The sequence below is a fragment of the Mesorhizobium sp. M0001 genome (assembly GCF_040324255.1).
In the GTDB taxonomy this organism is placed as follows: domain Bacteria; phylum Pseudomonadota; class Alphaproteobacteria; order Rhizobiales; family Rhizobiaceae; genus Mesorhizobium.
This window is the reverse complement of the sequence record NZ_JAMYVS010000008.1, coordinates 112965-138596: the sequence shown is the minus strand read 5'-3', so window position 1 is coordinate 138596 and position 25632 is coordinate 112965. Positions and strand designations below refer to the sequence as shown.

The 25632-nt window shown below is 63.6% G+C and carries 23 protein-coding genes; 21 read left to right on the top strand and 2 right to left on the bottom strand.

Features of this window, described 5'->3' with window-relative positions:
- Window positions 1–39 precede the first annotated feature (39 nt).
- The 5 genes from NKK50_RS22120 to NKK50_RS22100 all read left to right on the top strand — a co-directional run bounded on the left by NKK50_RS22120 (window position 40) and on the right by NKK50_RS22100 (window position 6842).
- Window positions 40–1827 carry an IucA/IucC family protein gene (locus NKK50_RS22120; RefSeq protein ID WP_352543856.1) on the top strand — a complete coding sequence of 596 codons (1788 nt, stop codon included), beginning with the start codon at window positions 40–42 and terminating at the stop codon, window positions 1825–1827.
- Complete coding sequence (locus NKK50_RS22115; RefSeq protein ID WP_352543855.1) at window positions 1824–2888, top strand: GNAT family N-acetyltransferase; 1065 nt, start codon at window positions 1824–1826, stop codon at window positions 2886–2888. Before NKK50_RS22120 ends, NKK50_RS22115 begins: the two co-directional genes overlap by 4 nt.
- Entirely contained in the window at window positions 2885–4705 is a 1821-nt protein-coding gene (locus NKK50_RS22110) for an IucA/IucC family protein (protein WP_352543854.1), read from the top strand. The genes NKK50_RS22115 and NKK50_RS22110 overlap by 4 nt, the downstream gene beginning before the upstream one ends.
- On the top strand, window positions 4702–6036 hold the full coding sequence (locus NKK50_RS22105) for a lysine N(6)-hydroxylase/L-ornithine N(5)-oxygenase family protein (protein ID WP_352543853.1): 1335 nt from the start codon (window positions 4702–4704) through the stop codon (window positions 6034–6036). The genes NKK50_RS22110 and NKK50_RS22105 overlap by 4 nt, the downstream gene beginning before the upstream one ends.
- 110 nt (window positions 6037–6146) lie before the next feature.
- The gene (locus tag NKK50_RS22100; protein WP_023684097.1) at window positions 6147–6842 is read left to right on the top strand and encodes an aspartate/glutamate racemase family protein; all 696 of its coding nucleotides are present in this window, start codon (window positions 6147–6149) and stop codon (window positions 6840–6842) included.
- 16 nt (window positions 6843–6858) lie between these two features.
- Here the strand turns inward: NKK50_RS22100 and NKK50_RS22095 are convergent, their stop codons facing one another.
- A complete protein-coding gene (locus tag NKK50_RS22095) occupies window positions 6859–7047 on the bottom strand; it encodes a hypothetical protein (protein ID WP_023693181.1) in 189 nt (62 codons plus the stop codon).
- A 138-nt stretch (window positions 7048–7185) separates the two neighbouring features.
- On the opposite strand from NKK50_RS22095, the gene NKK50_RS22090 reads away from it, so the two are divergent.
- From NKK50_RS22090 to lepB, 7 genes are all read left to right on the top strand, one after another.
- A complete protein-coding gene (locus NKK50_RS22090; protein ID WP_023688886.1) occupies window positions 7186–7581 on the top strand; it encodes an AGROH133_08824 family phage infection protein in 396 nt (131 codons plus the stop codon).
- Between the two features lie 246 nt (window positions 7582–7827).
- On the top strand, window positions 7828–8388 hold the full coding sequence (locus NKK50_RS22085; RefSeq protein ID WP_023732973.1) for a F0F1 ATP synthase subunit delta: 561 nt from the start codon (window positions 7828–7830) through the stop codon (window positions 8386–8388).
- A complete protein-coding gene (gene atpA / locus NKK50_RS22080) occupies window positions 8388–9917 on the top strand; it encodes a F0F1 ATP synthase subunit alpha (protein ID WP_023684101.1) in 1530 nt (509 codons plus the stop codon). The genes NKK50_RS22085 and atpA overlap by 1 nt, the downstream gene beginning before the upstream one ends.
- A gap of 34 nt (window positions 9918–9951) precedes the next feature.
- Window positions 9952–10836: a F0F1 ATP synthase subunit gamma gene (locus tag NKK50_RS22075; protein WP_023668672.1), complete on the top strand. Its 885-nt coding sequence runs from the start codon at window positions 9952–9954 to the stop codon at window positions 10834–10836.
- Window positions 10837–10906: 70 nt separating this feature from the next.
- Window positions 10907–12478, top strand: a complete 1572-nt coding sequence (gene atpD, locus NKK50_RS22070) for a F0F1 ATP synthase subunit beta (protein ID WP_023668673.1) — start codon at window positions 10907–10909, stop codon at window positions 12476–12478.
- Between the two features lie 109 nt (window positions 12479–12587).
- Window positions 12588–12995, top strand: coding sequence for a F0F1 ATP synthase subunit epsilon (locus NKK50_RS22065; RefSeq protein ID WP_023750363.1), 408 nt, complete (start codon window positions 12588–12590; stop codon window positions 12993–12995).
- 525 nt (window positions 12996–13520) lie between these two features.
- Window positions 13521–14267 (top strand): signal peptidase I, encoded by a 747-nt coding sequence (lepB, locus tag NKK50_RS22060; RefSeq protein ID WP_032889989.1) that lies wholly within the window; start codon window positions 13521–13523, stop codon window positions 14265–14267.
- A gap of 28 nt (window positions 14268–14295) precedes the next feature.
- Here lepB and NKK50_RS22055 read toward each other — a convergent pair whose 3' ends face one another.
- Window positions 14296–15804 (bottom strand): mannitol dehydrogenase family protein, encoded by a 1509-nt coding sequence (locus tag NKK50_RS22055; RefSeq protein WP_023688888.1) that lies wholly within the window; start codon window positions 15802–15804, stop codon window positions 14296–14298.
- Between the two features lie 175 nt (window positions 15805–15979).
- On the opposite strand from NKK50_RS22055, the gene uxaC reads away from it, so the two are divergent.
- From uxaC to recQ, 9 genes are all read left to right on the top strand, one after another.
- Entirely contained in the window at window positions 15980–17389 is a 1410-nt protein-coding gene (gene uxaC / locus NKK50_RS22050; RefSeq protein ID WP_023835226.1) for a glucuronate isomerase, read from the top strand.
- Between the two features lie 38 nt (window positions 17390–17427).
- Window positions 17428–18405, top strand: a complete 978-nt coding sequence (locus NKK50_RS22045) for a TRAP transporter substrate-binding protein (protein ID WP_023668677.1) — start codon at window positions 17428–17430, stop codon at window positions 18403–18405.
- A 70-nt stretch (window positions 18406–18475) separates the two neighbouring features.
- Window positions 18476–19039 carry a TRAP transporter small permease gene (locus tag NKK50_RS22040; protein WP_023688890.1) on the top strand — a complete coding sequence of 188 codons (564 nt, stop codon included), beginning with the start codon at window positions 18476–18478 and terminating at the stop codon, window positions 19037–19039.
- Window positions 19040–20320, top strand: coding sequence for a TRAP transporter large permease (locus tag NKK50_RS22035; RefSeq protein ID WP_023684106.1), 1281 nt, complete (start codon window positions 19040–19042; stop codon window positions 20318–20320).
- Between the two features lie 38 nt (window positions 20321–20358).
- Window positions 20359–21135, top strand: coding sequence for a FadR/GntR family transcriptional regulator (locus NKK50_RS22030; RefSeq protein WP_023668680.1), 777 nt, complete (start codon window positions 20359–20361; stop codon window positions 21133–21135).
- A gap of 23 nt (window positions 21136–21158) precedes the next feature.
- A complete protein-coding gene (gene kduI / locus NKK50_RS22025) occupies window positions 21159–22016 on the top strand; it encodes a 5-dehydro-4-deoxy-D-glucuronate isomerase (RefSeq protein ID WP_352543852.1) in 858 nt (285 codons plus the stop codon).
- On the top strand, window positions 22013–22780 hold the full coding sequence (gene kduD, locus NKK50_RS22020) for a 2-dehydro-3-deoxy-D-gluconate 5-dehydrogenase KduD (protein ID WP_352543851.1): 768 nt from the start codon (window positions 22013–22015) through the stop codon (window positions 22778–22780). Before kduI ends, kduD begins: the two co-directional genes overlap by 4 nt.
- Before the next feature lie 10 nt (window positions 22781–22790).
- Window positions 22791–23129 carry a cupin domain-containing protein gene (locus NKK50_RS22015; protein WP_023715915.1) on the top strand — a complete coding sequence of 113 codons (339 nt, stop codon included), beginning with the start codon at window positions 22791–22793 and terminating at the stop codon, window positions 23127–23129.
- Window positions 23130–23390: 261 nt separating this feature from the next.
- Window positions 23391–25229 carry a DNA helicase RecQ gene (gene recQ, locus NKK50_RS22010; RefSeq protein WP_352543870.1) on the top strand — a complete coding sequence of 613 codons (1839 nt, stop codon included), beginning with the start codon at window positions 23391–23393 and terminating at the stop codon, window positions 25227–25229.
- Window positions 25230–25632: the final 403 nt, after the last annotated feature.

Genomic DNA, 25632 nt, shown 5'->3' with positions numbered 1-25632 from the left:
TATAATACTACAGTATTGTGTGGATTTATGAGGATGCACATGGAACAAGTAAAACCAGAATCTTCCTCTGCATTAAGCCCGTTCCTCAACGCGTTGCTGCGGGAATGGGATGGCTGGGAATTCGTCGACGCCAGCCAAACCGGGCTGTTTCGGCCGCAGGCGGCCGTGCTGCGTCTGAATTTCCCTGCCTCGCGCGCGGCGGTGCTCGTCGAGGCGCGGCATCGCTCGAAGGTTGGTTACCACGATTTCGCGATGCCGCTCTGGCGCCTCGATATTAGTAGCGAGGGGGCCGATGGCGAGGCGTCCGAGATCGACCTTTTCAGCCTTTTGGCGCTGATCCTGGCGGATCCCGACATTGCCGGCCGGGCGACAGCGAAAAGCCGACTGACCTTCCTGCGCCGCAGCCTGGCCAGCATCGCCGCAATCGCTGACGCGACTGCGGCGCGTGGATCGTCGCGGCCCTTCTCCGAAGGCGATCCTGATTTCATCGATGCCGAAAGCGCCCTGCGCTTCGGCCATGCCGTGCATCCGGCGCCGATGAGTCGCGAAGAGTTCACGCACACGGATTCCGCGCGCTTCGGGCATGAATACTGCAATGCGTTCAAACTGCGCTGGTGGGCCGTCGACCCGACCATCCTCACTGGGGGCAGCGTCGAGCCGCTAGATGTCACCGAGATGGTCCGCGGGCTTGCCGCCAGCGATCCGCAGCTGCTTGCTCGGGCTGGCAAGCAACAGGGCAAGGTTCTCGTTCCGATGCATCCGTGGCAGGCCGTACGGCTCATGCTGGAAGACCGCGTCGAGCGCCTGTTTTGCGCCGGCCGTATCGTCGATGTTGGGCTCGGCGGACCAGCGTGGCGGGCCACGACCTCGCTGCGCACGGTTCATTCAGCTGAAGTCGAGTGGATGCTGAAATTCTCGCTCAGCCTGCGCCTGACCAATTCCAGGCGCATCGTCGAGGAGCATGAGTGCCGGCGCGGCCTTTCGGTGCACCGGCTGGTCAAGGGCAAGCTCGGCTATGCCTTGCAGCGGCGCTGCCCGACCATGACGGTGCTGGGTGAGCCCGCCTGGTTCGGCCTGCGTGACGAAGACGGCCGGCTGATGACGGATACCATCGTCTCGTTTCGCGAAAATCCGTTTCGCGGCACGGGCAATCCGCCGGCTGCCGTTCTCGGCGCGCTTTGCGAGCGCCATCCCGGCCGTACCGAAAGCCATCTGTCCGACCTGGTCCACCGTATCGCCCGCGACGAGAAGCGACCTGTCGAGGAAACGGCGCGTTTGTGGTTCGAGCGTTTCCTTCATGCCGCCATCGAGCCGTTTATCGTTGCCTTCTCGGAATTCGGCCTGCTGTTCGGCGCCCATCAGCAGAACCTCGTCGTCGGTCTTTCCGGAGGCTGGCCGAATGCGCTCTATTTTCGCGACTGCCAGGGCACTGGTTATGTCGAGGAATTCCTGCCCAGGCTGCGCGAATTCGTGCCCGAGGCCGGTCAGGCGGGCGATCATGTCTTCCCAGCGGAAGCGGCCGCGAAGCTGTTCGGCTACTATCTGGTCGTCAATGGCGCTTTCGCCGCCGTCGCAGCCCTTGCCGCCGCTGGCCTCACCAACGAAGACGATCTGCTGGCGATATTCCGCCGCTCGCTCGAGCGGCTGGCCGCCACGCCGATGGCTGACCGGTCCTGCGTCGACTATTTGCTCAACGCGCCGACGCTCGCCGCCAAGGGCAATTTCCTGATCGCGCTGCGCGACATCAATGAGAACACCGAAGTGACCGACCCGCTGGCAGGTTACGTCGAGCTTCCGAACCCCCTGCATGTGAGAGAATTCGCATGAACATCGAGGCTGCGAAAAACTGGTCACCCGCCACCGTCGCCGGCAACGAAGGATGGCAGCATCTGGCCTCGGCCGCGGAGCCGCTCGCCATTTGTGCCGGCGATGGCCATGTCAGCCTGGTCAACGCTGAGGGAACAGCGGTGGGACAGGCCCGCATCTCCGACGCGGATGGCCGCCTGCTCATCGACGATGTCGCGTTTATTGGCGGCCGCCTCGACCAACCGCAAATCCTGGCAGGTCTCGTCGACGCCGTGCTGCGCCTGCATCCTTCCGTCGACTGCGCCTTCCTGCCGGCGGCCAAGACGCTGTGGCCGGTTTCGGCGCTGGCCACCGAGACGGTTCCGGGTGAACCGGAATGCGCCGTCATCCGTCGCTCGGTCCTGCGCCAGCTGCCGCTGCTGTGGCGCAGCCAGGCCTCGCATGTCACCTATCCGGCATTGACGACCGCTATCGGCCCGGAAGACCGGCTGCCGCCATTGCGCCAACCGCGCCCCTGCGGCCCGATGTACGAACGCTGGATTCCGGAAATCGGCCTCACCGTGTCGCTGCGGCCGATCGACCGCCGGACCGATCTCGACCTCTTCCATCGCTGGATGAACGATGGCCGCGTCGCCTTCTTCTGGGAACTTGCCCAGAGCCATGAGGATCTCGACAAATATCTCGCCGAGCAGGAAAGCGATCCGCATATTTTCGGCGTCATCGCCAGCTTAGACGGCGAGCCGACCGGCTATTTCGAGTTCTACTGGGCCAAGGAGGACCGGCTCGGGCCCTATTATGAGCCGCTCGACTGGGACCGCGGCTGGCATGGGCTGATCGGCAATATGCGCCATCTCGGCCGGCCGAAGACGCTGTCACTGTTCCGCTCCGTCACCCACTATCTGTTCCTCGACGAGCCGCGCACGCAGCGCGTCGTCGGCGAGCCACGCGCCGCGCACCAGAAGATGCTGAGCTATTGCGCCGGCGCCGCCTACGACAAAGTCAAGGAGTTCGACTTCCCGCACAAGCGCGCGGCGCTGGTCTGCTGCGAACGCGAGCGCTTCTTCCGCGAGGTGCCGCTGTGACGGTGCAGCAACCGATTGCCAAAGCGGGGGAGGCGACACGCTGGGCCGCGATCAACCGCGACGCCGTCGCCAAGGCCATTTCCGAACTGACCTTCGAGGAGTGCCTGTCGCCGCGCGAGCTTTCGCCCGGCCGATGGGAGCTGACGCCCGGCCCCGGCGTGACCTATCGCTTTGCCGCGACGCGGCGCCTGTGGGGCCAGATCGCCGTCCGTCCGGAGACGCTGACTCGCGACGCCGGCATCGAGCTGCCGGTCGACGATGCGGTCGCCTTCTTCGCCGACGCGCGCGAGACGCTCGGCATGTCGCCGGCAACATTCTGCACCTATGCGAAGGAGCTTTACAACACGCTGATGGCCGACATGCGGATCGCCAAGGCACGCGGCAATCGACCGGCCGCCGATCTAGCCGCGCTGCCGGATACCGAGTTGCAGGCATTGCTCGACGGCCATCCGAAGGCCCCTGCCAACAAGGGACGGCTTGGCTGGGGACGGGACGACTTCGAGCGCTACGCGCCAGAATCGGCCACCGCATTCCAGCTCTTCTGGCTTGCCGCCGCCAGCGATCGCTGCCTGCTGGCGCTTGACTGCGGGCTCGACGAAGAGGCGCTGCTGCAGGCCGCACTCGGCGACTACGAGCGCGCAAGGCTCGAAGCGGCTTTCAGCGCCGCCGGGATCTCGCGATCGACGCATAGGCTGCTGCCGGTCCACCCCTGGCAGTGGCAGGCGATGATCGCCTCGCAATATGGTAGCGAGATCGCCGCCGGCCGGCTGGTGCCGCTTGGCCAGTTCGGCGATCCGTTCCTGCCCTTGCAGTCGCTACGCACGCTTGCCAATGTGGCACGGCCCGAGGCGCTGCACGTCAAGCTGCCGCTGACCGTCCTCAACACCTCAGCGTGGCGCGGCGTGCCGGGCAAATACATGGCGATCGGCGCCGATCTGTCGCGCTGGCTGGCCACGGTGGCGGCCGCGGACCCGGTGCTCAAGGACGTCAAGGTCTTGCAGGAAGTCGCCGGCGCCTTCTATCCGCATCCGCACTATACCGGCGTTGAAGGCGCGCCCTATCAGTTTTGCGAGATGCTGGGCGCCATATGGCGCGAAAGCCCCGAAAAGGATCTGACAGCGGGCCAGCGGCCGATGATGATGGGCGCCCTGCCGCAGCGCGACGCCCATGGCAGGCCGATCGCCAGCGCCCTGATGGAGCAGTCCGGCCTTGGTCCGGAGGCATGGCTCGATCGCCTGTTCTCCACGGCCTTTGTGCCGCTCTACCACTTCATGTGCCGTTACGGCGTCGGCTTCATCGCCCATGGCCAGAACGTCACCATCATCCTCGACGGAGCGACGCCTCTCGGCGTGGCGGTCAAGGATTTCCAGGGCGACCTCGATCTCGTCGACCAGCCGTTTCCCGAACTGGCCGGCCTCGACCCCAAAATCCTGTCGACGCTGAAGCGCCGGCCGCCGGCACATCTTCTCCAGCATCTGCAAACGGGACACATCGTCAGCGTTCTGCGCTTCCTATCCGAGGCGCTGGCCGCCTATGACCGCTTCGACGAGAGGACTTTCTACGCCATCCTGGCCGCCGCCATCCGGCGCTACCAGGCGCAGAACCCTGAGCTGTCGGAACGGTTCGCGCTCTTCGATCTGTTTGCTCCGAAGATCCCACGCATCGCCATCAACAAGGTGCGCTTCGCCATCGGCTACGGCGACAGCGGCGAACGCCCTCTGCCTGACCTTGGCACACCGCTCGACAATCCGCTTAACCCCGAGTCAGCCCGGCGATCTCCCAGCAGCCCAGCCAGCTCCATAAGGAGTTCGCCATGACCCATACGCTTGACCTCGCAGGCATCGGCATCGGGCCGTTCAATCTCAGCCTCGCCGCCCATCTCGATGCGGTGGACGGCGTCGAAGCGCGCTTCTTCGATCGGGCGACGCGGCTCGAATGGCACCCGGGCATGATGCTGCCGGGCGTCGAACTGCAGACATCCTTCCTCAAGGATCTCGTCACCGCGACGCATCCGACCAGCCCATGGTCGTTCATGTCCTATCTGGTCGCGCAGAAGCGGTTCTATGAATTCCTCAACGCGGATTTCTCAGCCATCCCGCGGCCGGAATTCGCCCGCTATCTCGGATGGGTCGGCGAGAACTTGTCTTCGCTGCGCTTCGCCAGCGCCGTCGACCGGATCGACTTCGACGGAACGAATTTCAGGCTGCGTATCGGCCGCGAGCAGGTGAACGCGCGCAATCTCGCCATTGCCGTCGGGCTGGTGCCCAACATCCCCGCCTGGGCGCGGGCGGCGGCCTCCGATCAATGCTTCCACAACGCCCAGGCCGCCAACCGCCTCGATCGCCTGAGCGGACAGCGTGTCGCCGTGATCGGCGGTGGCCAGAGCGGCGCCGAAGTGCTTCTGCATCTGATCTCCTCCGACCGCTTCGCCGGCCGCGAAATCGAGTGGATCTCGATGCGGCCGAATTTCCTGCCACTGGACGACTCGCCTTTCACCGACGAACTCTTCACGCCGGGCTATGTCGAAAACTTCCATCGGCTGCCGCAAGGGCGGCGCGAGACGATCCTGGAACAGCAGCTGCTTGCCGGTGACGGCGCATCGGCGAGCACGCTGAAGGCGATCTATCGCCAGGTTTACACGCTGCGGCACCTCTCGGAAGAAACGACGGCGGTCAACATGACGCCGCACCGCGAAGTGCTGAACGTGACGCGGGAAGGCAGCGAATACCGGCTGATCATGCGCAACGGCTTCGACGGCGCCATCGAGACGCGCACCGTCGATGCGGTGGTTCTGGCCACCGGCTATGCCTTTGCCATTCCTGATTGCATGGCGCCGCTCATGAACAGGATCGCGCTGGACGAGCGCGGTCATTACAGGCTCAACGCCAGCTTCGAGGTCGAATGGGACGGGCCCGACGACCGCCGGATCTACGCGCTCAATGCCGGCCGGCTCAGCCATGGCATAGCCGAGCCGCAGCTCAGCCTGATGGCTTGGCGCAGCGCCAAGATCGTCAATTCGCTGCTCGGGCGGGCACAGTTCGATCTCGATCTGCCCGATCCGCCGGTTGCCTGGAGTTCAAGGCACACGACACAAAGCCTGCATCATCTCGGCGCCAATGCGAGGATGACCGAATCGGGCGCGCGGTGATGTTTGTGGAGGCGGGCCGAAGAGCGTGGTACGGCGCGCGTTAAGATTGACATCGACCCGTAAAGCTTTTCTGTGAGAGAGATCGTTCGGTCCTGCTGGAGGCTCAGCGAATGAAAACCCTTGGCCTCATCGGCGGCATGAGCTGGGAATCGACGGCGATCTATTATCGCCTGCTCAACGAGATCGTGCGCGAGCGGCTGAGCGGGCTGCATTCGGCAAAGCTGTTGCTCTATTCCTTCGACTTCGCCGAAATCGCCGACCGGCAGCATCATGGCGACTGGGACAGTGCGGGCGTGCTGCTGGCGGATGCGGCGCGCAAGCTGGAGGCGGGCGGCGCAGAGGGGCTTTTGATCTGCACCAACACCATGCACAAGCTCGCCGACCGGGTGCAGGCGGCGGTGTCGATCCCGCTTATCCACATTGCCGACGCCACGGCCGTCGCGGTCAAGGGCGCCGGCGTCAAGCGGCCGGCGCTGCTGGCGACCCGCTTCACCATGGAGCAGGATTTCTACAAGGGCCGGCTGACGGAGAAATACGGGCTGCAGCCCGTGGTGCCGGACCAGGCCGGGCGCGACATGGTGCACCAGGTAATCTACGACGAGCTTTGCCGGGGCATCGTCAACGCGGCATCGAAGGCGGCCTATATCGACGAGGTCGCCCGTCTGCGGCGCGATGAGAAGATCGATGGCGTCATCATGGGCTGCACCGAGATCACCATGTTGATTGGCGAGCGCGATTTCGACATTCCGGTGTTCGACACCACGCGCATCCATGCCGAGGCGGCGGTCGCATTCATGCTGCCCTGAAGGGTCAAAACAAGGATCAGGGCTGGGCAGCCACGGCGACATTGCCGCTGCCGGCCACTTTCAGCTTCCATCGATCTGCTTCAGTGCCGGCCAGATTGAGGTGCCCGGTCAGGAAATAAAGGCGACCGGTGTCGGGGCCTTTGGCTGTGCAAAACCGGTCCTGCAGATAGGAGGGAGGCGTCGCCTGACAATACAGGTTGGCCACGATGCTGGCCGGACGCGCGCGCGGCCTAAACAGCCTTCCGCTCCTTCACGAATTGCGCGCCAAAACTGCCGCGCGCTTGACTTCTTTTTGCAGCGACATTCAATGCATCCGGCATTGCTGTGAGGGGATGAAAGCAAGATGGAATTCGCGTTTCCGTGGCCGACCAGCCAGGGCGAATGGCTGGCTTGGTCCAGCGCCGTCGTCACCTTGGCGCTCGGTCTGCTGTTTTTCCTCGCGCCAGGGCTGGCATTTCGGATTCTGCGGCTGCAGGTCCGGGCCGAAAGGGCAGCGGCAATCGCGGAAGGGCGCGGCCGGATGTCGGGCTTCTATCTCGGCGTCAGCCTGTGCTGCATTCTGTTGGCGCAGCCGTGGCTCTATATGGCACTCGGCTTTTCCTGGCTGTTCACCGCTTTTGGCCGTTTGCTGTCGATGATGTCGGACGGCGCCAACACGCCTTTCAACTGGGCGTCGATCGTCGTCGAACTCGTCCTGGCCGCGTTGCCGCTCGCCTTCGTCTTCGGCTTTCTGCCCTGAATCGGCAGCCAATCCAAAGGCTTCGGTTGAACTCTGCGGCCGGATGCGACAATAGTGCCCGAAAAGCATGCGGAACGACGCATTGCGGTCTTAAAATGCCTGTGCTAGACGGCAATCGACTTTCGGCCGGGGATAGCGGAAGCCGCGCCTCCGTGCTTGGAAAAACTTAGTAAGGTCAAAGATTTAGCCAGAGTTTTTGCTCGCGCCAACAATCTGCGGCCCCTCAGACAAGAGAAAAGACGGTCCGTGGCTCAATCGTCATCGCCAATCTCAGGTGTCGCAGAACGCTACGCGGGTTCGCTGTTCGAACTTGCGCGGCAGTCGAATTCGGTGGCCAAGGTCGAGGCCGACCTCAACAGTTTCGCCAAGATGCTGGATGACAGCGCCGACCTGACGCGCCTCATCAACAGCCCGGTGTTCTCCAGCGAGGACCAGGCCAAGGCAATCGCGTCGATCGCCGACAAGGCCGGCATCACCGGCCTGACCGGCAATTTCCTGCGCGTCGTCGCCCGCAACCGCCGGCTCTTCGCGGTGCCCGGCATGATCAAGGCATTTCGCCGGATCTCTGCCGAACAGCGCGGTGAGACATCAGCCGAGGTCACTTCGGCGCATGAACTGACGGCTGCCCAGCAGACGGAACTCAAGGCCGCGCTGAAAAGCGTCGCCGGCAAGGACGTGGCCATCACTGTTACCGTCGATCCGTCGCTGCTCGGCGGGCTGGTGGTCAAGATGGGCTCGCGCCAGATCGATACGTCGCTCAAAACCAAACTCAATTCGCTCAAGCTTGCACTGAAAGAGGTCGGCTGATGGACATCCGCGCCGCGGAAATTTCCGCAATTCTCAAAGACCAGATCAAGAATTTCGGCAAGGAGGCCGAGGTCTCCGAAGTCGGCCAGGTGCTGTCCGTCGGTGACGGTATCGCTCGCGTCTACGGCCTCGACAATGTCCAGGCCGGCGAAATGGTCGAGTTCCCCGGCGGCATCCGCGGCATGGCGCTCAACCTCGAAGCCGACAATGTCGGCGTCGTCATCTTCGGCGCCGACCGCGACATCAAGGAAGGCGACATCGTCAAGCGCACCGGCGCCATCGTCGATACGCCTGTCGGCATGGGCCTGCTCGGCCGCGTCGTCGACGCGCTCGGCAATCCGATCGACGGCAAGGGCCCGATCAAGGCGACCGAACGCAAGCGCGTCGACGTCAAGGCGCCAGGCATCATCCCGCGCAAGTCGGTCAACGAGCCGATGTCGACCGGCCTCAAGGCCATCGATGCGCTGATCCCCGTTGGCCGCGGCCAGCGCGAGCTGGTCATCGGCGATCGCCAGACCGGCAAGACCGCGATCATCCTCGACACGATGCTCAACCAGAAGGCCGTGCACGACAACGGGCCGGAAAAGGAAAAGCTCTACTGCGTCTACGTCGCCATCGGGCAGAAGCGCTCGACGGTCGCGCAGTTCGTGAAGGTTCTCGAAGAGCGCGGCGCCCTTGAATATTCGATCATCGTCGCCGCCACAGCTTCCGATCCGGCGCCGATGCAGTTCCTGGCGCCGTTCACCGGCGCCACCATGGGCGAATATTTCCGCGACAACGGCATGCATGCGCTGATCAGCTATGACGATCTGTCGAAGCAGGCCGTCGCCTATCGCCAGATGTCGCTCTTGCTGCGCCGCCCGCCGGGTCGCGAAGCCTATCCGGGCGACGTGTTCTACCTGCATTCGCGCCTGCTCGAGCGCGCCGCCAAGCTCAACGACGATCTGGGTGGCGGTTCGCTGACCGCGCTGCCGATCATCGAGACGCAGGCCAACGACGTGTCGGCCTACATCCCGACCAACGTGATCTCGATCACCGACGGCCAGATCTTCCTCGAAACCAACCTGTTCTTCCAAGGCATCCGTCCGGCGGTCAACGTCGGCCTGTCGGTGTCGCGCGTCGGTTCGTCGGCGCAAATCAAGGCGATGAAGCAGGTCGCCGGCTCGATCAAGGGCGAGCTCGCGCAGTACCGCGAAATGGCTGCGTTCGCGCAGTTCGGCTCCGATCTCGACGCCGCCACGCAGCGCCTGCTCAACCGCGGCTCGCGCCTGACCGAGCTGTTGAAGCAGCCGCAGTTCTCGCCGCTCAAGGTCGAGGAGCAGGTCACGGTGATCTTCGCCGGCGTCAACGGCTATCTCGACAAGCTGGCGCTGAACCAGGTCGGCAAGTTCGAGCACGGCCTGCTCAGCCATATGCGCTCGGCCGGCAAGGACGTGCTGGACGGCATCCGCAAGGAAAAGGCGCTGTCGGACGATCTGCGCGCCAAGCTGAAGGCCGAGATCGACGCCTTCGCCAAGACCTTCGCTTGAGAAGAAGCCGGACGCTCGGGATCAGGTTTGAAGCATGCCTTCATTAAAAGACCTTCGTAACCGTATCGCCTCGGTCAAGGCGACGCAGAAGATCACCAAGGCGATGCAGATGGTCGCCGCGGCGAAGCTGCGCCGCGCGCAGGAAGCAGCGGAGGCGGCGCGTCCCTATTCCGAGCGGATGGGTGCGGTGCTGGCCAATATCACGCAGGCGATCGGCGGCGGCGGCGATGCCCCGGCGCTGATGACCGGCACCGGCAAGGACGATGTGCATCTGCTCGTCGTCTGCACCGCCGAGCGCGGCCTGTGCGGCGGCTTCAACTCGCAGATCGCACGTCTGGCCCGCGACCATATCCGCCGGCTTCTGGCCGACGGCAAGCAGGTCAAGATCATCTGCGTCGGCAAGAAGGGTTTCGACATTCTGCGCCGAGACTATGCCTCGCTGATTATCGACCGCGTCGACCTGCGCGATGTCAAGAAGCTCGGCTTCGTCAATGCCGATGCGATCGCCCGTAAGATCATCCATCTGTTCGGCGAAGGCGGCTTCGATATCTGCACGCTGTTTTATTCGCAGTTCAAGTCGGTGATCAGCCAGATTCCGACCGCGCAGCAGATCATTCCTGCCGGCGTGGCTTCCGCTCCCGCCGAAGCGACCGCCGGTGGCAATGCCGTCTACGAATACGAGCCGGAGCCGGGCGAGATCCTCACCGACCTCATTCCGCGCAACATCTCGGTCCAGGTCTTCCGCGCGCTGCTCGAAAACGCAGCCGGCGAGATGGGCGCCAAAATGAGCGCCATGGACAATGCAACGCGCAATGCCGGCGACATGATCAACAAACTGTCGATCACCTATAACCGCCAGCGGCAGGCGCAGATCACCAAGGAACTGATCGAAATCATTTCGGGCGCCGAAGCGCTCTAGGCGCGACCGCCAGGAGGTCATCGACCTTCTGATGGAGCGTGAGAAACAAAGGACGAGAAGGGTAAAGACGATGGCGAAAGCAGCGACCCCCGCGAAGACGGCCCCCAAGGCGGCCGCAAAGGCTCCGGCAGCAGCGGCGAAGGCCGCTCCGGCCAAGAAGGCGGCCGCGCCCGCCAAGGCCGCGGCCCCGGCAGCGAAGACGACGAGCGTTGCCGTCAAGAAGACCGGCGCCATCGGCAAGGTTCGCCAGGTCATCGGCGCCGTCGTCGACGTGCAGTTCGGTGATCATCTGCCGGCCATTTTGAACGCCATCGAAACCTCCAATGTCGGCAACCGCCTGGTGCTCGAAGTTGCCCAGCATCTGGGCGAAAACACCGTGCGCTGTATCGCCATGGATTCCACCGAAGGCCTGGTCCGCGGCCAGGACGTCTATGACACCGGCGCGCCGATCACCGTTCCGGTCGGCCCGGGCATGCTCGGCCGCATCATCAACGTCATCGGCGAGCCGGTCGACGAAGAAGGCCCGGTCGACGGCATCGAGATGCGCGCCATCCACCAGCCGGCGCCTACCTATGTCGAACAGTCGACGGAAGCGCAGATCCTGATCACCGGCATCAAGGTGCTCGACCTTCTGGCGCCCTACGCCCGCGGAGGCAAGATCGGCCTGTTCGGCGGCGCCGGCGTCGGCAAGACGGTTCTGATCCAGGAGCTGATCAACAACGTCGCCAAGGCGCATGGTGGCTTCTCGGTCTTCGCCGGCGTCGGCGAGCGCACCCGCGAGGGCAACGATCTTTATCACGAGTTCATCGAGTCCGGCGTCAACAAGAAGGGCGGCGGCGAAGGCTCCAAGGCGGCACTGGTCTATGGCCAGATGAACGAGCCGCCGGGCGCGCGTGCCCGCGTCGGCCTGACCGGCCTTACGGTCGCCGAATATTTCCGCGACCAGGGCCAGGACGTGCTGTTCTTCGTCGACAACATCTTCCGCTTCACGCAGGCCGGTTCTGAAGTGTCGGCGCTGCTCGGCCGTATTCCTTCGGCCGTGGGTTACCAGCCAACGCTGGCCACCGACATGGGTGCGCTGCAGGAACGCATCACCACAACGACCAAGGGTTCGATCACTTCGGTGCAGGCGATCTACGTGCCGGCCGACGATTTGACCGACCCGGCGCCTGCGACCTCGTTCGCCCACCTGGACGCGACGACCGTGCTCAACCGCGCGATCTCGGAAAAGGGCATCTACCCCGCCGTCGATCCGCTCGACTCGACCTCGCGCATGCTCGATCCGCTGGTCGTCGGCGAGGAGCACTATGCCGTCGCCCGCCAGGTGCAGTCGATCCTCCAGCGCTACAAGTCGCTGCAGGACATTATCGCCATCCTTGGCATGGATGAGCTGTCGGAAGAGGACAAGCAGACGGTGGCCCGCGCCCGCAAGATCGAGCGCTTCCTGTCGCAGCCGTTCTTCGTCGCCGAAGTGTTTACGGGTGCGCCGGGCAAGCTGGTCGACCTCGCCGACACAATCAAGGGCTTCAAGGGCCTCTGCAACGGCGACTACGATCACCTGCCGGAAGCCGCCTTCTACATGGTCGGCGGCATCGACGAAGCGGTCGAGAAGGCTCAGCGCCTGGCGGCTGAAGCAGCGTAATCAAGGCAATAGGGAGTAGTCAGTAGTCAGTAGTGAATAGCAGCCGGGTGATCAGGACAGTTGTCCTCTCCCTACTCCCTACTCACTACTCCCTACTCACTAAATTGACATGGCTGAAGCTTTCAAGTTCGAACTGGTCTCGCCGGAGCGCCTCCTGGTTTCCGAGCAGGTCGAGTCAGTCGTCATTCCAGGCGCCGAGGGTGAAATGACGGTCATGGCGCACCATGCGCCGGTCATGACCACGATCAAGCCGGGCGTCGTCACGCTGAAGACCGCCGGCGGCAAGGAAGAGCGCTATGTGGTGTTCGGCGGCTTTGCCGACATCGTTCCGGCCGGTTGCACGCTGCTGGCCGAATCGGCGGTTGCCGTCGGCGATATCGACCGCGCCGATCTCGCCCGCCGCATCCAGGAAGCCAAGGAAGACGCCGCTGACGCCAAGGACGATCAGTCCCGCAGCAAGGCCGAGCAGTTCCTCGCCCAGCTGACCACGCTCGAAGGCGCACTGCTGCCGGCGTAAGCCGCAGAATGACTTGAAGAAAAGGCCGGGCTCAGCCCGGCTTTTTTGTTGCGGCCGCCATCCTGGATCGTCTCGCATAGGCGCAGGGCCTTGGCGGGATTTCGGGGCGGGCAGCCAGCATGATCAGATCGGGTGGCGGCATGCCGGCTGCCAGTCAGGGCGAGATGAGCTTGTATTAGGCGATGGCGCCGGCGGAACCGCGATTTGGCTGCGGGGGTACAGTCGGATCGGGGCTTGCCCCTGCTTTCTGGTTGTTCGACAGTCCGGCTGTCTATCGATTTGGGGTGGCCGATGACGGAACAGACAACGCAACCGGAAGCGGCCTCGCGATCCCGGTGGACGACGGCGCTGATCGCGGCCTTTGGCGGTCCGTTCGGCGGGTTCCTTTGGATCGGCGCCGGCCGGCCGGCGGTTGCCAGCCTGGTGGTGATCAGCGCCATAAGCATTGCGCTGACATATGTGGGATTCCCGGTTCTGCCGGGGGTCGATCTCGCCTGGCTGGTGGATCTCTCCAGTTTAGGTCTCATGGTCCTGTGGGTAGCGCTCGTCGTGCCTTTCGCGTCACGATACAGACCGAACCGGTGGTATTCACACGGCCTTTCGGTGCTGCTGTTGGCCGTGCTGACCTCCTACGGAGCCGCGTTAGCGATCCGCACATTCCTCTTCCAGCCGTTTTCGACCCCGGCAGGCAGCATGACACCAACGCTGGAACTCGGCGACTATTTCTTCGTCTCGAAGTTTGCCTATGGTTACAGCCGCTACAGTGTTCCTCTTGGGCTGCTGCCCTTCGAAGGCCGGATCTTTGCCGCCGAGCCGAAGCGCGGAGATATTGTGGTGTTCAAATTTCCAGCGGATCCGAGCATGGACTACGTCAAGCGGGTCGTTGGACTGCCGGGCGACAAAATCCAGATGGTCGACGGAATCCTTCGCATCAATGGTGTGGCGGTCAAACTCGAGGATGTTGGTCCGTACAGCTCCGAGGACTCTCCCCAAAGCGCCAGACTGCAAGGTGAAACCCTCCCCAACGGCGTTTCCTATTCCGTCATCAGTCTTACGGACAATTCAATAACCGACAACACGCGGGTGTTCGACGTGCCCGAAGGCCACTATTTCGTGCTTGGCGACAACAGGGATAATTCCTCCGATAGCCGGCTCAGTGTCGGCTTCGTTCCTGCCGAAAACCTGGTCGGTAAGGCAGTGCGACTGTTCTGGAATTCGCAAGGCACGGAGTATTCGTCGCGGCAGAGGCTGGACGCTCCGGCGGGACAATAGGCTTGAAATGGGCGGTTCCGGACCAGCTTCAGCCTACGTTTGTCGGCTCCGGTATGCCGAGCGCTGAGAGCGCAAGCACGATCCCGCCTTGCAGGATATGCTCGCGATGAGCGGCGACCAGTTCGATCAGCGTCTGCCGCTCGGGCTTGCCGCTGGCGAAGCCGGCCCAGTCGAACACCGCCGCTACTCGTTCCAGCATCCGTCGTTCGTCGAGCGCCGCCAGCGCCGCGTCGAGCGGATCGGTAAAGTGGGCTTCCGGCAGGTCCTTGCCGCGCGCCTCGCAGGCGGCGATCCAGGCGGCGATCACCAGCGTCAGATGCTCCGGGACCAGGCCGGCCTGGATGCACTCGATGGCGGTAGCGACAATGCGCTGCGGCAATTTCTGGCTGCCGTCATTGGCGATCTGCGCGGTGCGGTGGGCCAGCGCGGTGTTGGAGAAACGTTCGGCAAGTTCGGCCGTATAGGCTGACGTGTCGAGCCCGGCATCCCCAGGCAATGTCGGGATGGCCTCGGCCCAGAGCCGGTCGACGAACGCGCGGATCGCGGGATCCGCGAAGGCGCGGTCGACGGTGACGTGGCCGCTGAGCAGGCCGATATAGGCGATGCCCGAATGGGCGCCGTTGAGCAGCCGAAGCTTCATGTCCTCGAACGGCCGGACATCCTCGACCATGGTGACGCCGAATTTCTCCCAAGCCGGGCGGCCGGCTGGAAACCTGTTTTCGATCACCCATTGCCGGAACGGTTCGGTCATCACCGGCCAGGCGTCCTCGAGGCCGAGTTCGACCGCGATGCGCGCCCGGTCGGCATCGGTGGTTGCCGGCACGATGCGGTCGACCATGCTCGATGGGAATGCAACGTCATCGGCTATATGACCGGCGAGGGCAGCGTCGCCTGAAGCAGCAGCGCCGGCATCGCGCAGTTTTGCAAACCCGACCAGCAGCCGGTGCAGCGTGGCGCCATTGGCCGGCAGGTTGTCGCAGCAAAGCACGGTGAAGGGCGGCGTGCCGGCGGCCCGGCGTCGCACCAGCGCTTCCGCCAGGAATCCATGCGCTGTCCTGGGAGATCCGGGATTGCCCAGATCGTGGACGATATCGGGATGGTTTTCGTCGAGGCTGCCGTCGGCGGCCCTGAGATAGGCCTTTTCGGTGATGGTCAGGGTGACGATGCGGGTGCGCGGGTCGGTCAGCGCGGCCAGCACCGCGCCGGGGTCTTCCGGCGCGACCAGCATCGACTGGATCGAGCCGATAATGTGCAGCGCTTCGCCATCGCTGCCGCGCACCGCCAGCGTGTAGAGCCCGTCCTGTGGCGTCAGCGCATCGCGCGTGTCGGGGCTGCGCAGCGAGACGCCGACGATGCCCCAGCCGGTCTCGCCGGCCGCTAGGCAGTCATCGACATAGGCGGCCTGATGGGCACGGTGGAAGGCTCCAACGCCGAGATGGACGATGCCTGGGGCGACACTGGCGCGATCATAGGGGGGGACCGCGACCGAGGCCGGCAAGGATTGCACTGTTGCGTTGGAAAGGCGTCTGCTGGTCATGGCGCGGCTTGTCGCTGGATGGTGTGCGGGGCGGGATCTGCTAGCGGCGTAACATCCGCTCTTCCGCCGCACAATGACCTGACGCCGGTTAAAAGTCATCATACAACAATCCAATTTTTGTATGTTGACATTATTTCTTTCCAATCCTACCGATATCGCCCCTGGGAGGAACGACGTGGCGGGACTGACCGATCCGGATCTACTTTTTGCCGCCGAAGGGCGCGCGCTGTCGATCGCGCGCGATCTCCATGCCGGCATCAAGGACCTGCCGATCATCAGCCCGCACGGCCACACCGATCCGCGTTGGTATGCGCTCAACGAGCCATTCCCCGATCCCGCGCAATTGCTGGTGGTGCCCGACCACTACATTTTCCGTATGCTGTTCAGCCAGGGCGTGCGGCTGGAAGATCTCGGCGTCCCGACCCTCGACGGCTCGCCGGTCGAGACCGATCCCAGGGCGATCTGGCGGCGCTTCGCCGAGCACTATTACCTCTTCCGCGGCACGCCGACGCGGTTGTGGCTCGACCATGTGCTCGAGCATCTGTTCGGCATCGAAGAGCCGCTCAACGCCAGCACCGCTAGCCGCCATTACGACACCATCGCGGCGCTTTTGCAGCGCGACGATTATCGCCCACGCGCGCTGTTCGAGCGCTTCAACATCGAGGTCATCGCGACGACCGAGGGCGCACTCGACGATCTCCAATGGCACAAGACGATCCGCGACAGCGGCTGGCAGGGCCGCGTCGTCACTGCCTACAGGCCGGATGCTGTCGTCGATCCCGACTTCGAAGGATTTTCGGCCAATCTCGATCGTCTGGGCGAGATCACCGGCTGCGACACCGGCACATGGGCCGGCTATCTCGACGCGCATCGCAATCGCCGCGCTTTCTTCAAAAGCTTCGGCGCAACCTCATCGGACCACGGCCATCCGACGGCCGAGACCGCCAATCTTTCCGATGCGGCGGCGGAAGAGCTGTTCAACCGCATCCGCCGCGGCTCGGACGACGAGCGCGAGCGCAAGCTGTTTCGCGCCCAGATGCTGACCGAGATGGCCAAGATGAGCCGCGACGACGGGCTGGTCATGCAGATCCATCCCGGCTCATGGCGCAACCACTCGCCCGGAATTTTTCAGAGATTCGGCCGCGACAAAGGCTTCGATATTCCGACCCGCACCGACTATGCCGCGGCGCTCAAACCCTTGCTCGACTGCGTCGGGTTGGAGCGCGACCTCTCCATCATTCTGTTCACGCTCGACGAGACCAGCTACGCGCGCGAACTGGCGCCGCTGGCCGGCGTCTATCCGGCGCTGAAGCTCGGGCCTGCCTGGTGGTTCCATGACAGCCCGGAAGGCATGCGCCGGTTCCGCGAGATGACCACCGAGACCGCCGGCTTCTACAACACTGTCGGTTTCAACGACGACACCCGCGCCTTTCCATCCATACCCGCCCGCCACGATGTGGCGCGCCGGGTTGACTGCGCCTTTCTCGCCCGTCTCGTCGCCGAGCACCGGCTGCGTGAGGACGAGGCGCATGAGCTGGCGCGGGAGCTTGCCTACACGCTTGCCAAGAAGGCGTACCGGCTGTGAGCCGGGCGCGTGGAATTTTAAAAGGGAGGAAGACAGTCATGTTGCATTTTTCAAAACTGGTGGCAGCCACATTCGCCTTCGGCTCGCTGATGATCGGCGTTGCCGGCGCCCAGACCGTACTGCGCTCGGCCGACACCCATCCGGACGGGTATCCGACTGTCGAGGCGGTCAAATATCTCGGCGAGCTCATCAAGGAGCGCACCGCCGGCCGCTATTCGGTCGAGGTCTATCATTCGGCGCAGCTCGGCGAGGAAAAGGACACGATCGAGCAGACGCAGACCGGTGTCATCGATCTGAACCGCGTCTCGATGGGTCCGTTCAACGGCATCGTGCCGGAAACCGCGGTGCCGTCGCTGCCCTACATGTTCCGTTCGGTCGAGCACATGCGCCATGTCATGGACGGGCCGATCGGCGACGAGATCCTCAAGGCCTTCGAGACGCATGATCTGGTCGGCCTTGCCTTCTACGATTCCGGCGCCCGTTCCTTCTACAACACCAAGAAGGACATCACCTCGATCGCCGATCTGAAAGGCATGAAGTTCCGCGTCATCCAGTCCGACGTGTTCGTCGATATGGTCAACGCGCTTGGCGCAAATGCCACGCCGATGGCGTATGGCGAGGTCTATTCGGCGCTCGAAACCGGCGTCATCGACGGCGCCGAGAACAACTGGCCCAGCTTCGAATCCGCCAAGCACTACGAAGTCGCCAAGCACTATACCGTCGACCAGCACCAGATCGTGCCGGAAGTGCTGGTGATGTCGAAATCGAGCTGGGACAGACTGACGCCGGAAGACCAGGCGATCGTCAAGCAGGCGGCCAAGGATAGCGTCGTCAAGATGCGCGAATTGTGGGACGCGCAGGAGAAGAAGTCGCGAGAGATCGTCGAGAAGGCCGGCGTCAAGGTCAGCGAGATCGACAAGCAGCCGCTGATCGATGCGATGAAGCCGGTCTACGACAAGTATCTGAAGACGCCGGAGCTCAAGGACCTCGCGACGCGCATCCAGGCGACCAAGTGATTTTCTCGCGGGGCGGCATGGCGCCGCCCCGCCAATCGCTTTTAGGGGACGGAAAGACCGGGAGGATCGGATGACTGCGGGAACGGCCAGGAGCGGAGCGCCACCGCGCTTCAGCGCGGTGCTTTCGAAGATTTGCGACGGTGCGCTCTATCTCGCGGGCATCGGGATGGTCGCCATGACCGCGCTTGTTGCCTACCAGGTGTTTTCCCGCTTCGTGCTCAACGCGTCACCGAGCTGGACCGAAGTCACCGCCATCATGCTGATGAACTGGTTCATTTTCCTGGGCGCTGCCGTCGGCGTGCGCGAGAATTACCATATGGGCTTCGACGTGCTGCTCTATATCCTGCCCAAGGGCAGCAAATGGGCGCTGCGCACCCTGTCCGACCTGATCGCGTTCGGCTTCGGCTTCGGCATGGTCTGGTACGGCTGCAAGCTGGTCGGGCTGACCTGGCGGACCATCATCCCGGCGCTCGAGCTTCCCGGCGGTTTCGACTATCTGCCGCTGGTCGCCGGCGGCTTTCTGATCTGCCTGTTCTCGGCCGAACGCATCGTGCTGCGCTGGTCCGGCGCCGACATCGACAAGGATATCAATCTCGAGGAAGTGCCGGAAATGCCGGCCGTGCAGGAGGCCTAGATGGAACTCTGGATCCTGTTTGGCGTCTTCACGCTTTTGATGTTTGCCGGCACGCCGATCGCCTTTTGCCTGGGTGCGGCGTCCTTCGCCACCGTGCTTTATCTCGGCCTGCCGCCCCTGGTGGTGTTCCAGCAATTGAAGTCGGGCATGTCGGCGTTCTCGCTGATGGCGATCCCGTTCTTCATCTTTGCGGGCGACCTGATGGTGCGCGGCGGCATCGCGCAGCGCATCGTTTCCTTTGCCGGCTCGCTGGTCGGTCATGTCCGCGGTGGGCTCGGTCAGGTCAACATCATCGCCGCGACGTTGTTCGGCGGCATTTCCGGCTCGGCTGTGGCGGAAGCCGCTGCCGTCGGCGGGCTGATGATCCCGCAGATGAAAGCGCGCGGCTACGGCGCCGACTACGCCGTCAACGTGACCTCGATGGCGGCGCTGATCGCGCTGCTTCTGCCGCCGTCGCAGAACATGATCATCTATTCGATCGCCGGCGGCGGCAAGATTTCGATCGCCGACCTGTTCACCGCCGGTATCCTGCCTGGCCTGCTGTTCGCCGCTTCGCTGATGGTCACTGCCTATTTCGTCGCCCGCAGCCGCGGCTACCCGGTCGAGGCCTTTCCCGGCTTCTCGCGTGTCGGCCAGCTGGCGGTCATCGCCATCCCCGGACTTCTGCTTATCGGCATCATCTTCGGCGGCGTTCGCTCGGGCATTTTCACGGCGACGGAAAGCTCCTGCATCGCCATCATCTACGCCTTGCTGGTCACCGTCTTCGTCTACCGGTCGATGGCCTGGGGCGATTTCGTCCATGCCACAAAGGGCGCGGTGCGCACGACCTCAATGGTGCTGCTGATCATCGGCACGGCGGCCTCGTTCAGCTGGCTGATGGCCTATCTCAAAGTGCCGGTGCTGCTGATCGCAGGCATGAACGCCATCTCCACCGATCCGCTGGTGGTGCTGCTTCTGCTCAACGTCTTGATGCTGCTGCTCGGCACCTTCATGGACATGGGGCCGATGATCATCATCTGCACGCCGATCTTCCTGCCGCTGGTCACCCATTACGGCGTCGACCCCGTGCATTTCGGCGTCATCACCATCCTCAATCTCGGCATTGGCCTCAACACGCCACCGGTCGGCACGGTGCAGTTCGTCGCCTGTGCCGTCGGCAAGATTACGGTCTGGGAAGCGATGCGCTCGATCTGGCCGTTCTATGGCGCGGGCATCGTGGTCCTGGGGCTGGTGACCTATATTCCGGCGATTTCGCTCTGGTTGCCGAGCGTGTTCAAATAGGGCGTCTTCAAATAGACGTCTTCAAACAGGGGTGCGATATGGCATCAGATAGCGCTGTTGATCTCAGGGTCGAGAGAAAACCCAAACTGTCGGAGACCGTCGTCGCTGCGATCCGCAAGCAGCTGCAGGCGGGCGAGATCCTGCCCGGCTACAAATTGCCGACCGAAGGACAACTGACCGAGACCTTCGGCGTCAGCCGCACCGTCATCCGCGAAGCGCTGGCCAAGCTCGCCGCCGACGGGCTGGTCGAGGCGCGCCAGGGCGCAGGCGTGTTCGTCACCGAGCACATCTCAACGATGTTCGGCGCGCTCGCCGCCGACATGGGCAGCAAGGATTCCATCGCGCTCAATGTGCTCGAAGTGCGCCTGGCCGTCGAGATCGAATCGGCCGGGCTCGCCGCCATCCGCCGCAACGCGGCGCAGGAAGCAGCGATCCAGGAAGCGTTCTTCGAGTTCGAACGGCTGCTTCTCAACAGCGAGCCGACCGGTCCCGCCGATCTCGCCTTCCACCGGGCAATCGCCAGCGCCACCAACAACCCGTTCTATGTCGAGATGCTCGATGTGCTCGGCCGCCGCGCCATTCCCTGCGACGTGACCTCGCCCTGGTCGACGGAACTTGTGCAATCCGACAGCTATCAGCGCGGGCTGCAGCGCGAGCATCTGGTGATCCTGAATGCGATCACCTCAGGCGACGCCGAAGCCGCGCGCGAGGCGATGCGCGCTCATCTCACCGCCAGCCAAGAGCGCTACCGCGAGCGGCTGCACGCCCGCCAGGTCTACTACGCCGACTCGGTCAAGGCATCGGCAACCAAATAGCCATTCATTCAGCTGGAGCAGCAATGACTCAAAGTCACCCGCATACCGATTTCACCTCGCGTTTCGCCATCGACCCGGTCGCCGCTGCTTCCATGGGCACCGACGAACTGCGTCACAATTTCCATATTGACGACCTGTTCCAGCAGGGACGCATCAGCCTGACCTACACCCACTATGACCGCATGATCGTTGGCGGCGCCGTGCCGGCGGCAGCGCCGCTGCCGCTGGAAGCGATCAAGCCGACGGGCACCAAGAATCTTCTCGATCGCCGCGAGTTGATCATCGTCAATATCGGCGGCGCCGGCTCGGTGACGGCGAATGGCGAGGCCCACCCGTTGCAGGCGCGCGACATGCTCTATCTCGGCATGGGCATCACCGACGTTTCGTTCGCGTCGGCCGATGCGGGCCAGCCTGCCAAATTCTACCTGCTCAGCGCGCCGGCGCATCACACCTATCCCAACCGGCTGATCCGCATCGGCGATGCCAAGCGTCTCGATCTCGGCAGCAAGGAAAGCTGCAACGAGCGCTCGATCTTCCAGTTCATCCATGCCGATGGGGTCAAGACCTGCCAGCTGGTCGTCGGCATGACGCAGCTGGCGCCGGGCTCGGTGTGGAACACCATCCCTTGCCATGTGCATGACCGGCGCATGGAGGCCTATCTCTATTTCGACCTGCCGGAGACGGCGCGCGTCTTCCATTTCATGGGCGAGCCCGACGAAACGCGGCATCTGGTGATGGCCAACGAGGAGGCGGTGCTGTCGCCAGGCTGGTCTATCCATTCCGGGGTCGGCACCTCGAACTACGCCTTCATCTGGGCGATGGCCGGCGACAATGTCGACTATACCGATGTCGATCCGGTGCCGCTGGGCGAACTGCGTTGAGCGGACCTTCCTCCTTCAGCCTGGCCGGCAAGCGCATCCTGGTCACCGGCGCGAACACTGGCATCGGCCAGGGCATCGCCGTCTCGATCGCGCGCGCCGGCGGCACCGTCATTGGCGTCGGCCGCTCGGTGATGGACGACACGGAAAGACAAGTCGCGGAAGCCGGTGGCCAGTTCGAGGCGGTGCGATGCGATCTTGCCGACCATGCGGCCGCCAAGGCGATGCTCGACCAGGTGTGGGAGAAGACCGGCCCGATCGACGGGCTGGTCAACAATGCCGGCATCATCCGCCGCGCCGATGCGGTCGATTTCTCCGAGGCCGACTGGGACGACGTCATCGACGTCAATCTGAAGACGCTATTCTTTCTCAGCCAAGGTTTTGCCAGGCGCGTGCTGACCGACCCGAGGCGGCGCGGCAAGATCGTCAACATCGCCTCGGTGCTGAGTTTCCAGGGCGGCATCCGCGTCGCGTCCTACACCGCGTCGAAACATGGCGCGCTCGGCATAACCCGGCTGCTGGCCTGCGAATGGGCGGCAAAAGGCATCAACGTCAACGCCATTGCGCCCGGCTATATTGAAACCAACAACACCGAGGGGTTGCGCGCCGATCCCGACCGCAGTGCCGCTATATTGGCGCGCATCCCGGCCGGGCGCTGGGGCGGACCGGAAGACATAGGCGACGCCGCTGTCTTCCTGCTGGCCCCCGCATCCGACTATATGCACGGCGCCGTGATCCCGGTGGATGGCGGCTGGCTGGCGCGATGAGGAAACAGTCATGATCGAGCATAAGATTTTTGCCCAACCCGGCGAGAGCGCGTGGACGCCGACGCCGGACGGCAACAGGCGGCGCGTTCTCCTGCATACGGATGAGCTGATGATGGTCGAGTTCGGCTTCGACAAGGGCGGCGTCGGCGCACTGCATTCGCACCCGCATGTCCAGGCCAGCTATGTCGCCGAAGGTCGCTTCGAGGTGACAATCGACGGCCGCACCGAAACAATCGAGACCGGCGGCAGCTTCATCGTGCCGTCCAATCTGGTGCACGGCGTCAAGGCGCTGGAGGCCGGGCGCCTGGTCGACAGCTTTACCCCGCACCGCGCCGATTTCCTGGCCTGAACCTTTTCGGCAATTCCAGAAACAGGAAACCCGCGCCTCCTGGGGAGGCGCGGGCTGTTGCCTGTGCGCTCGTGGCGCAGCGGTACTCGAAACATCGCCGCAGGGTTGGACGGTGCCGCAACATGGTGAAGATAGGTTTAACGATGCCAACCAGGTCGATCGCCGGTGGGGTGTTGCTGCTGCTTGTTGTGGTCACGCAGGGGCTGCGCTAATCGTTCTGTCCACGCCGCTGCTTCGGGCGGCCGATCGAAAACATCAGTGATGCAGATATCGACGACGAGCGTACCGACGCACGATCCCAAACGACGTGTCCTCAAGGACGTGTTCGGTTTCGACGATTTCCGTCCCGGACAGGCCGCAGTGATGGAGGCACTGCTTGGCGGCCGCCACGTGCTGGCCGTCATGCCGACGGGTGCCGGCAAATCGCTGTGCTACCAGGTTCCGGCGCTGGTCACGGGTGGGCTGACCATTGTCGTTTCGCCGCTAGTGGCGCTGATGCAGGATCAGGTCGCGGCACTGCGCCTCGCCGGCGTCGCCGCCGATACGATCAATTCCTCGATCGACCGTAATGCCAATGTCGCGGCATGGCGCCGCGTCGCGTCGGGCCAGACGCGGCTGCTCTACCTCGCGCCGGAACGGCTGATGACCGAGCGGATGCTGGATGCGCTTGCCAGGCTCGATGTCAGCCTGATCGCCATCGACGAGGCGCATTGCATTTCGCAGTGGGGGCCGGCGTTCCGGCGCGAATATGAAGACCTGTCGCAGCTGCGTGGCATCTTTCCCGACGTACCGATCATTGCGGTGACGGCGACGGCGGACGAGACGACGCGGGCAGACATCGAGAGACGGCTGTTTGGCGGGCGTGTCGAAACGCAGGTGCTTGGCTTCGACCGGCCCAACATCAAGCTTGCCATCGAACCCAAGCAGGACAGCAAGCGGCAGTTGCTCAACTTCATCGAGCGCCATCAGGGGCGCAGCGGCATCGTCTACTGCCTGTCGCGCAAGAAGACCGAAGAGATGGCGGCATTCCTCGAAAAGAACGGCGTCACCGCGCTCGCCTATCACGCCGGGATGAGCAAGGAGGCGCGCGATGCGAATCAAAACGCCTTCATGACCCTGTCGGGCGTCGTCATGGTGGCGACCATCGCCTTCGGCATGGGGATCGACAAGCCTGATGTCGCCTATGTCTTCCACACCGACCTGCCGGGCAGCCTCGAAGCCTATTACCAGGAAATCGGCCGCGCCGGTCGCGACGGCCGGGCGGCGGAGGCGCATATGCTTTACGGCCTTGGCGACATCCGCATGCGCCGCATGTTCATCGACGACGAGGACGCCGCTGTCGAACACAAGCGTCGCTCGCATGGCCGGCTCGATACGCTGATCGGCTATTGCGAGACGGCCGAGTGCCGCCGCCAGGTGCTGCTCGGTTATTTCGGTGAAGAGGCGGTCCCTTGCGGCAATTGCGACAATTGCCTGGAACAGGCGCCGCGCGCCGACGGCACCGCCGAGGCGCGCCTCATCCTTGCGGCGGTGGCGCAGAGCGGCGAGCGCTTCGGCGCCGGCCATGTCATCGACATCCTCATCGGCCACGAGACTGAAAAGATCGCGGCAAGGGGGCATCACAGGCTGGCAGCCTTCGGCAATGGCACCGCGCACAAGAAGGATTTTTGGCAATCTATGATTCGCCAGCTGGTCGCGAACGGTTTCCTGATGCCGGACCCGGCCGGCCATGGCGGGTTGGCCATCGCGGACAAGGGCCACGCACTCGGCCGGGGCGAGGTGCCGTTCCAGTATCGGGTCGAGATGCGCACGCGCGCCGCGCGCCGCGCGGCTCGCGCCGGGCAGAGCCCCCAGAGCGAAAATGTAGATGCGTCGCTGCTCGCGGCGCTCAAGACGCTGCGGCTGCGTCTGGCCAAGGAACGCCAGGTGCCGGCCTATGTGGTGTTTTCGGATCGTACACTGATCGACATGGCCGAGCGTCGTCCGCAAGACCTCCACGATTTCGCCGAAGTGAATGGCGTCGGTGCGGCCAAGCTCAAGGAGTTCGGCAAGGTTTTTCTGAGCGCCATTGCCGCGCACTTTTCCGAGGCGTCAGGCTGAGAGGCTTTTGCTGGACCAAAGCCCGATCCGGCATCAGTACGCCTTCAACTTGCCCGCCCGCTTATCCTTTCATTTTGGCGCTACCCTGCCGTAGGGGGAATGGCCTTCCAAATTGTATGGAACCGTGACGACAACACACATTCCTGAATCTATGCGGTCGATTCTTCGGATGTAGCCGTGACTATGGAACCCGCTGTTGCGCGCGGATGGCGGTTTTCTTGGCCTTGGAGACGCTACGTCGGCAGCCGCTATCCGCTAACCCGAATGGTATGATTCAGACCATCTTTGTTGTTGAAAACCCGCTTTCGACGGGAGTATAAAACTCGAGGTTACCATTGCTTTTCGTTTAGAGGCTGTGGTGGAAACGTGGGTCCAATCCGCAAAGCATTGCCTTGCGTGGAAG

Excerpts from the sequence above, each read along its gene's own strand:
- NKK50_RS22090 (WP_023688886.1), top strand. The coding sequence starts at position 7,186 with ATGGAATTCGCGTTTCCGTGGCCGACCAGCCAGGGCGAATGGCTGGCT.
- NKK50_RS22120 (WP_352543856.1), top strand. The coding sequence starts at position 40 with ATGGAACAAGTAAAACCAGAATCTTCCTCTGCATTAAGCCCGTTCCTC.
- atpA (WP_023684101.1), top strand. The coding sequence starts at position 8,388 with ATGGACATCCGCGCCGCGGAAATTTCCGCAATTCTCAAAGACCAGATC.
- NKK50_RS22105 (WP_352543853.1), top strand. The coding sequence starts at position 4,702 with ATGACCCATACGCTTGACCTCGCAGGCATCGGCATCGGGCCGTTCAAT.
- NKK50_RS22035 (WP_023684106.1), top strand. The coding sequence starts at position 19,040 with ATGGAACTCTGGATCCTGTTTGGCGTCTTCACGCTTTTGATGTTTGCC.
- kduI (WP_352543852.1), top strand. The coding sequence starts at position 21,159 with ATGACTCAAAGTCACCCGCATACCGATTTCACCTCGCGTTTCGCCATC.
- NKK50_RS22015 (WP_023715915.1), top strand. The coding sequence starts at position 22,791 with ATGATCGAGCATAAGATTTTTGCCCAACCCGGCGAGAGCGCGTGGACG.
- NKK50_RS22030 (WP_023668680.1), top strand. The coding sequence starts at position 20,359 with ATGGCATCAGATAGCGCTGTTGATCTCAGGGTCGAGAGAAAACCCAAA.
- NKK50_RS22045 (WP_023668677.1), top strand. The coding sequence starts at position 17,428 with ATGTTGCATTTTTCAAAACTGGTGGCAGCCACATTCGCCTTCGGCTCG.
- NKK50_RS22055 (WP_023688888.1), bottom strand. The coding sequence starts at position 15,804 with ATGACCAGCAGACGCCTTTCCAACGCAACAGTGCAATCCTTGCCGGCC.
- atpD (WP_023668673.1), top strand. The coding sequence starts at position 10,907 with ATGGCGAAAGCAGCGACCCCCGCGAAGACGGCCCCCAAGGCGGCCGCA.
- NKK50_RS22100 (WP_023684097.1), top strand. The coding sequence starts at position 6,147 with ATGAAAACCCTTGGCCTCATCGGCGGCATGAGCTGGGAATCGACGGCG.
- NKK50_RS22065 (WP_023750363.1), top strand. The coding sequence starts at position 12,588 with ATGGCTGAAGCTTTCAAGTTCGAACTGGTCTCGCCGGAGCGCCTCCTG.
- NKK50_RS22040 (WP_023688890.1), top strand. The coding sequence starts at position 18,476 with ATGACTGCGGGAACGGCCAGGAGCGGAGCGCCACCGCGCTTCAGCGCG.
- lepB (WP_032889989.1), top strand. The coding sequence starts at position 13,521 with ATGGTCCTGTGGGTAGCGCTCGTCGTGCCTTTCGCGTCACGATACAGA.
- recQ (WP_352543870.1), top strand. The coding sequence starts at position 23,391 with ATGCAGATATCGACGACGAGCGTACCGACGCACGATCCCAAACGACGT.
- NKK50_RS22075 (WP_023668672.1), top strand. The coding sequence starts at position 9,952 with ATGCCTTCATTAAAAGACCTTCGTAACCGTATCGCCTCGGTCAAGGCG.
- NKK50_RS22115 (WP_352543855.1), top strand. The coding sequence starts at position 1,824 with ATGAACATCGAGGCTGCGAAAAACTGGTCACCCGCCACCGTCGCCGGC.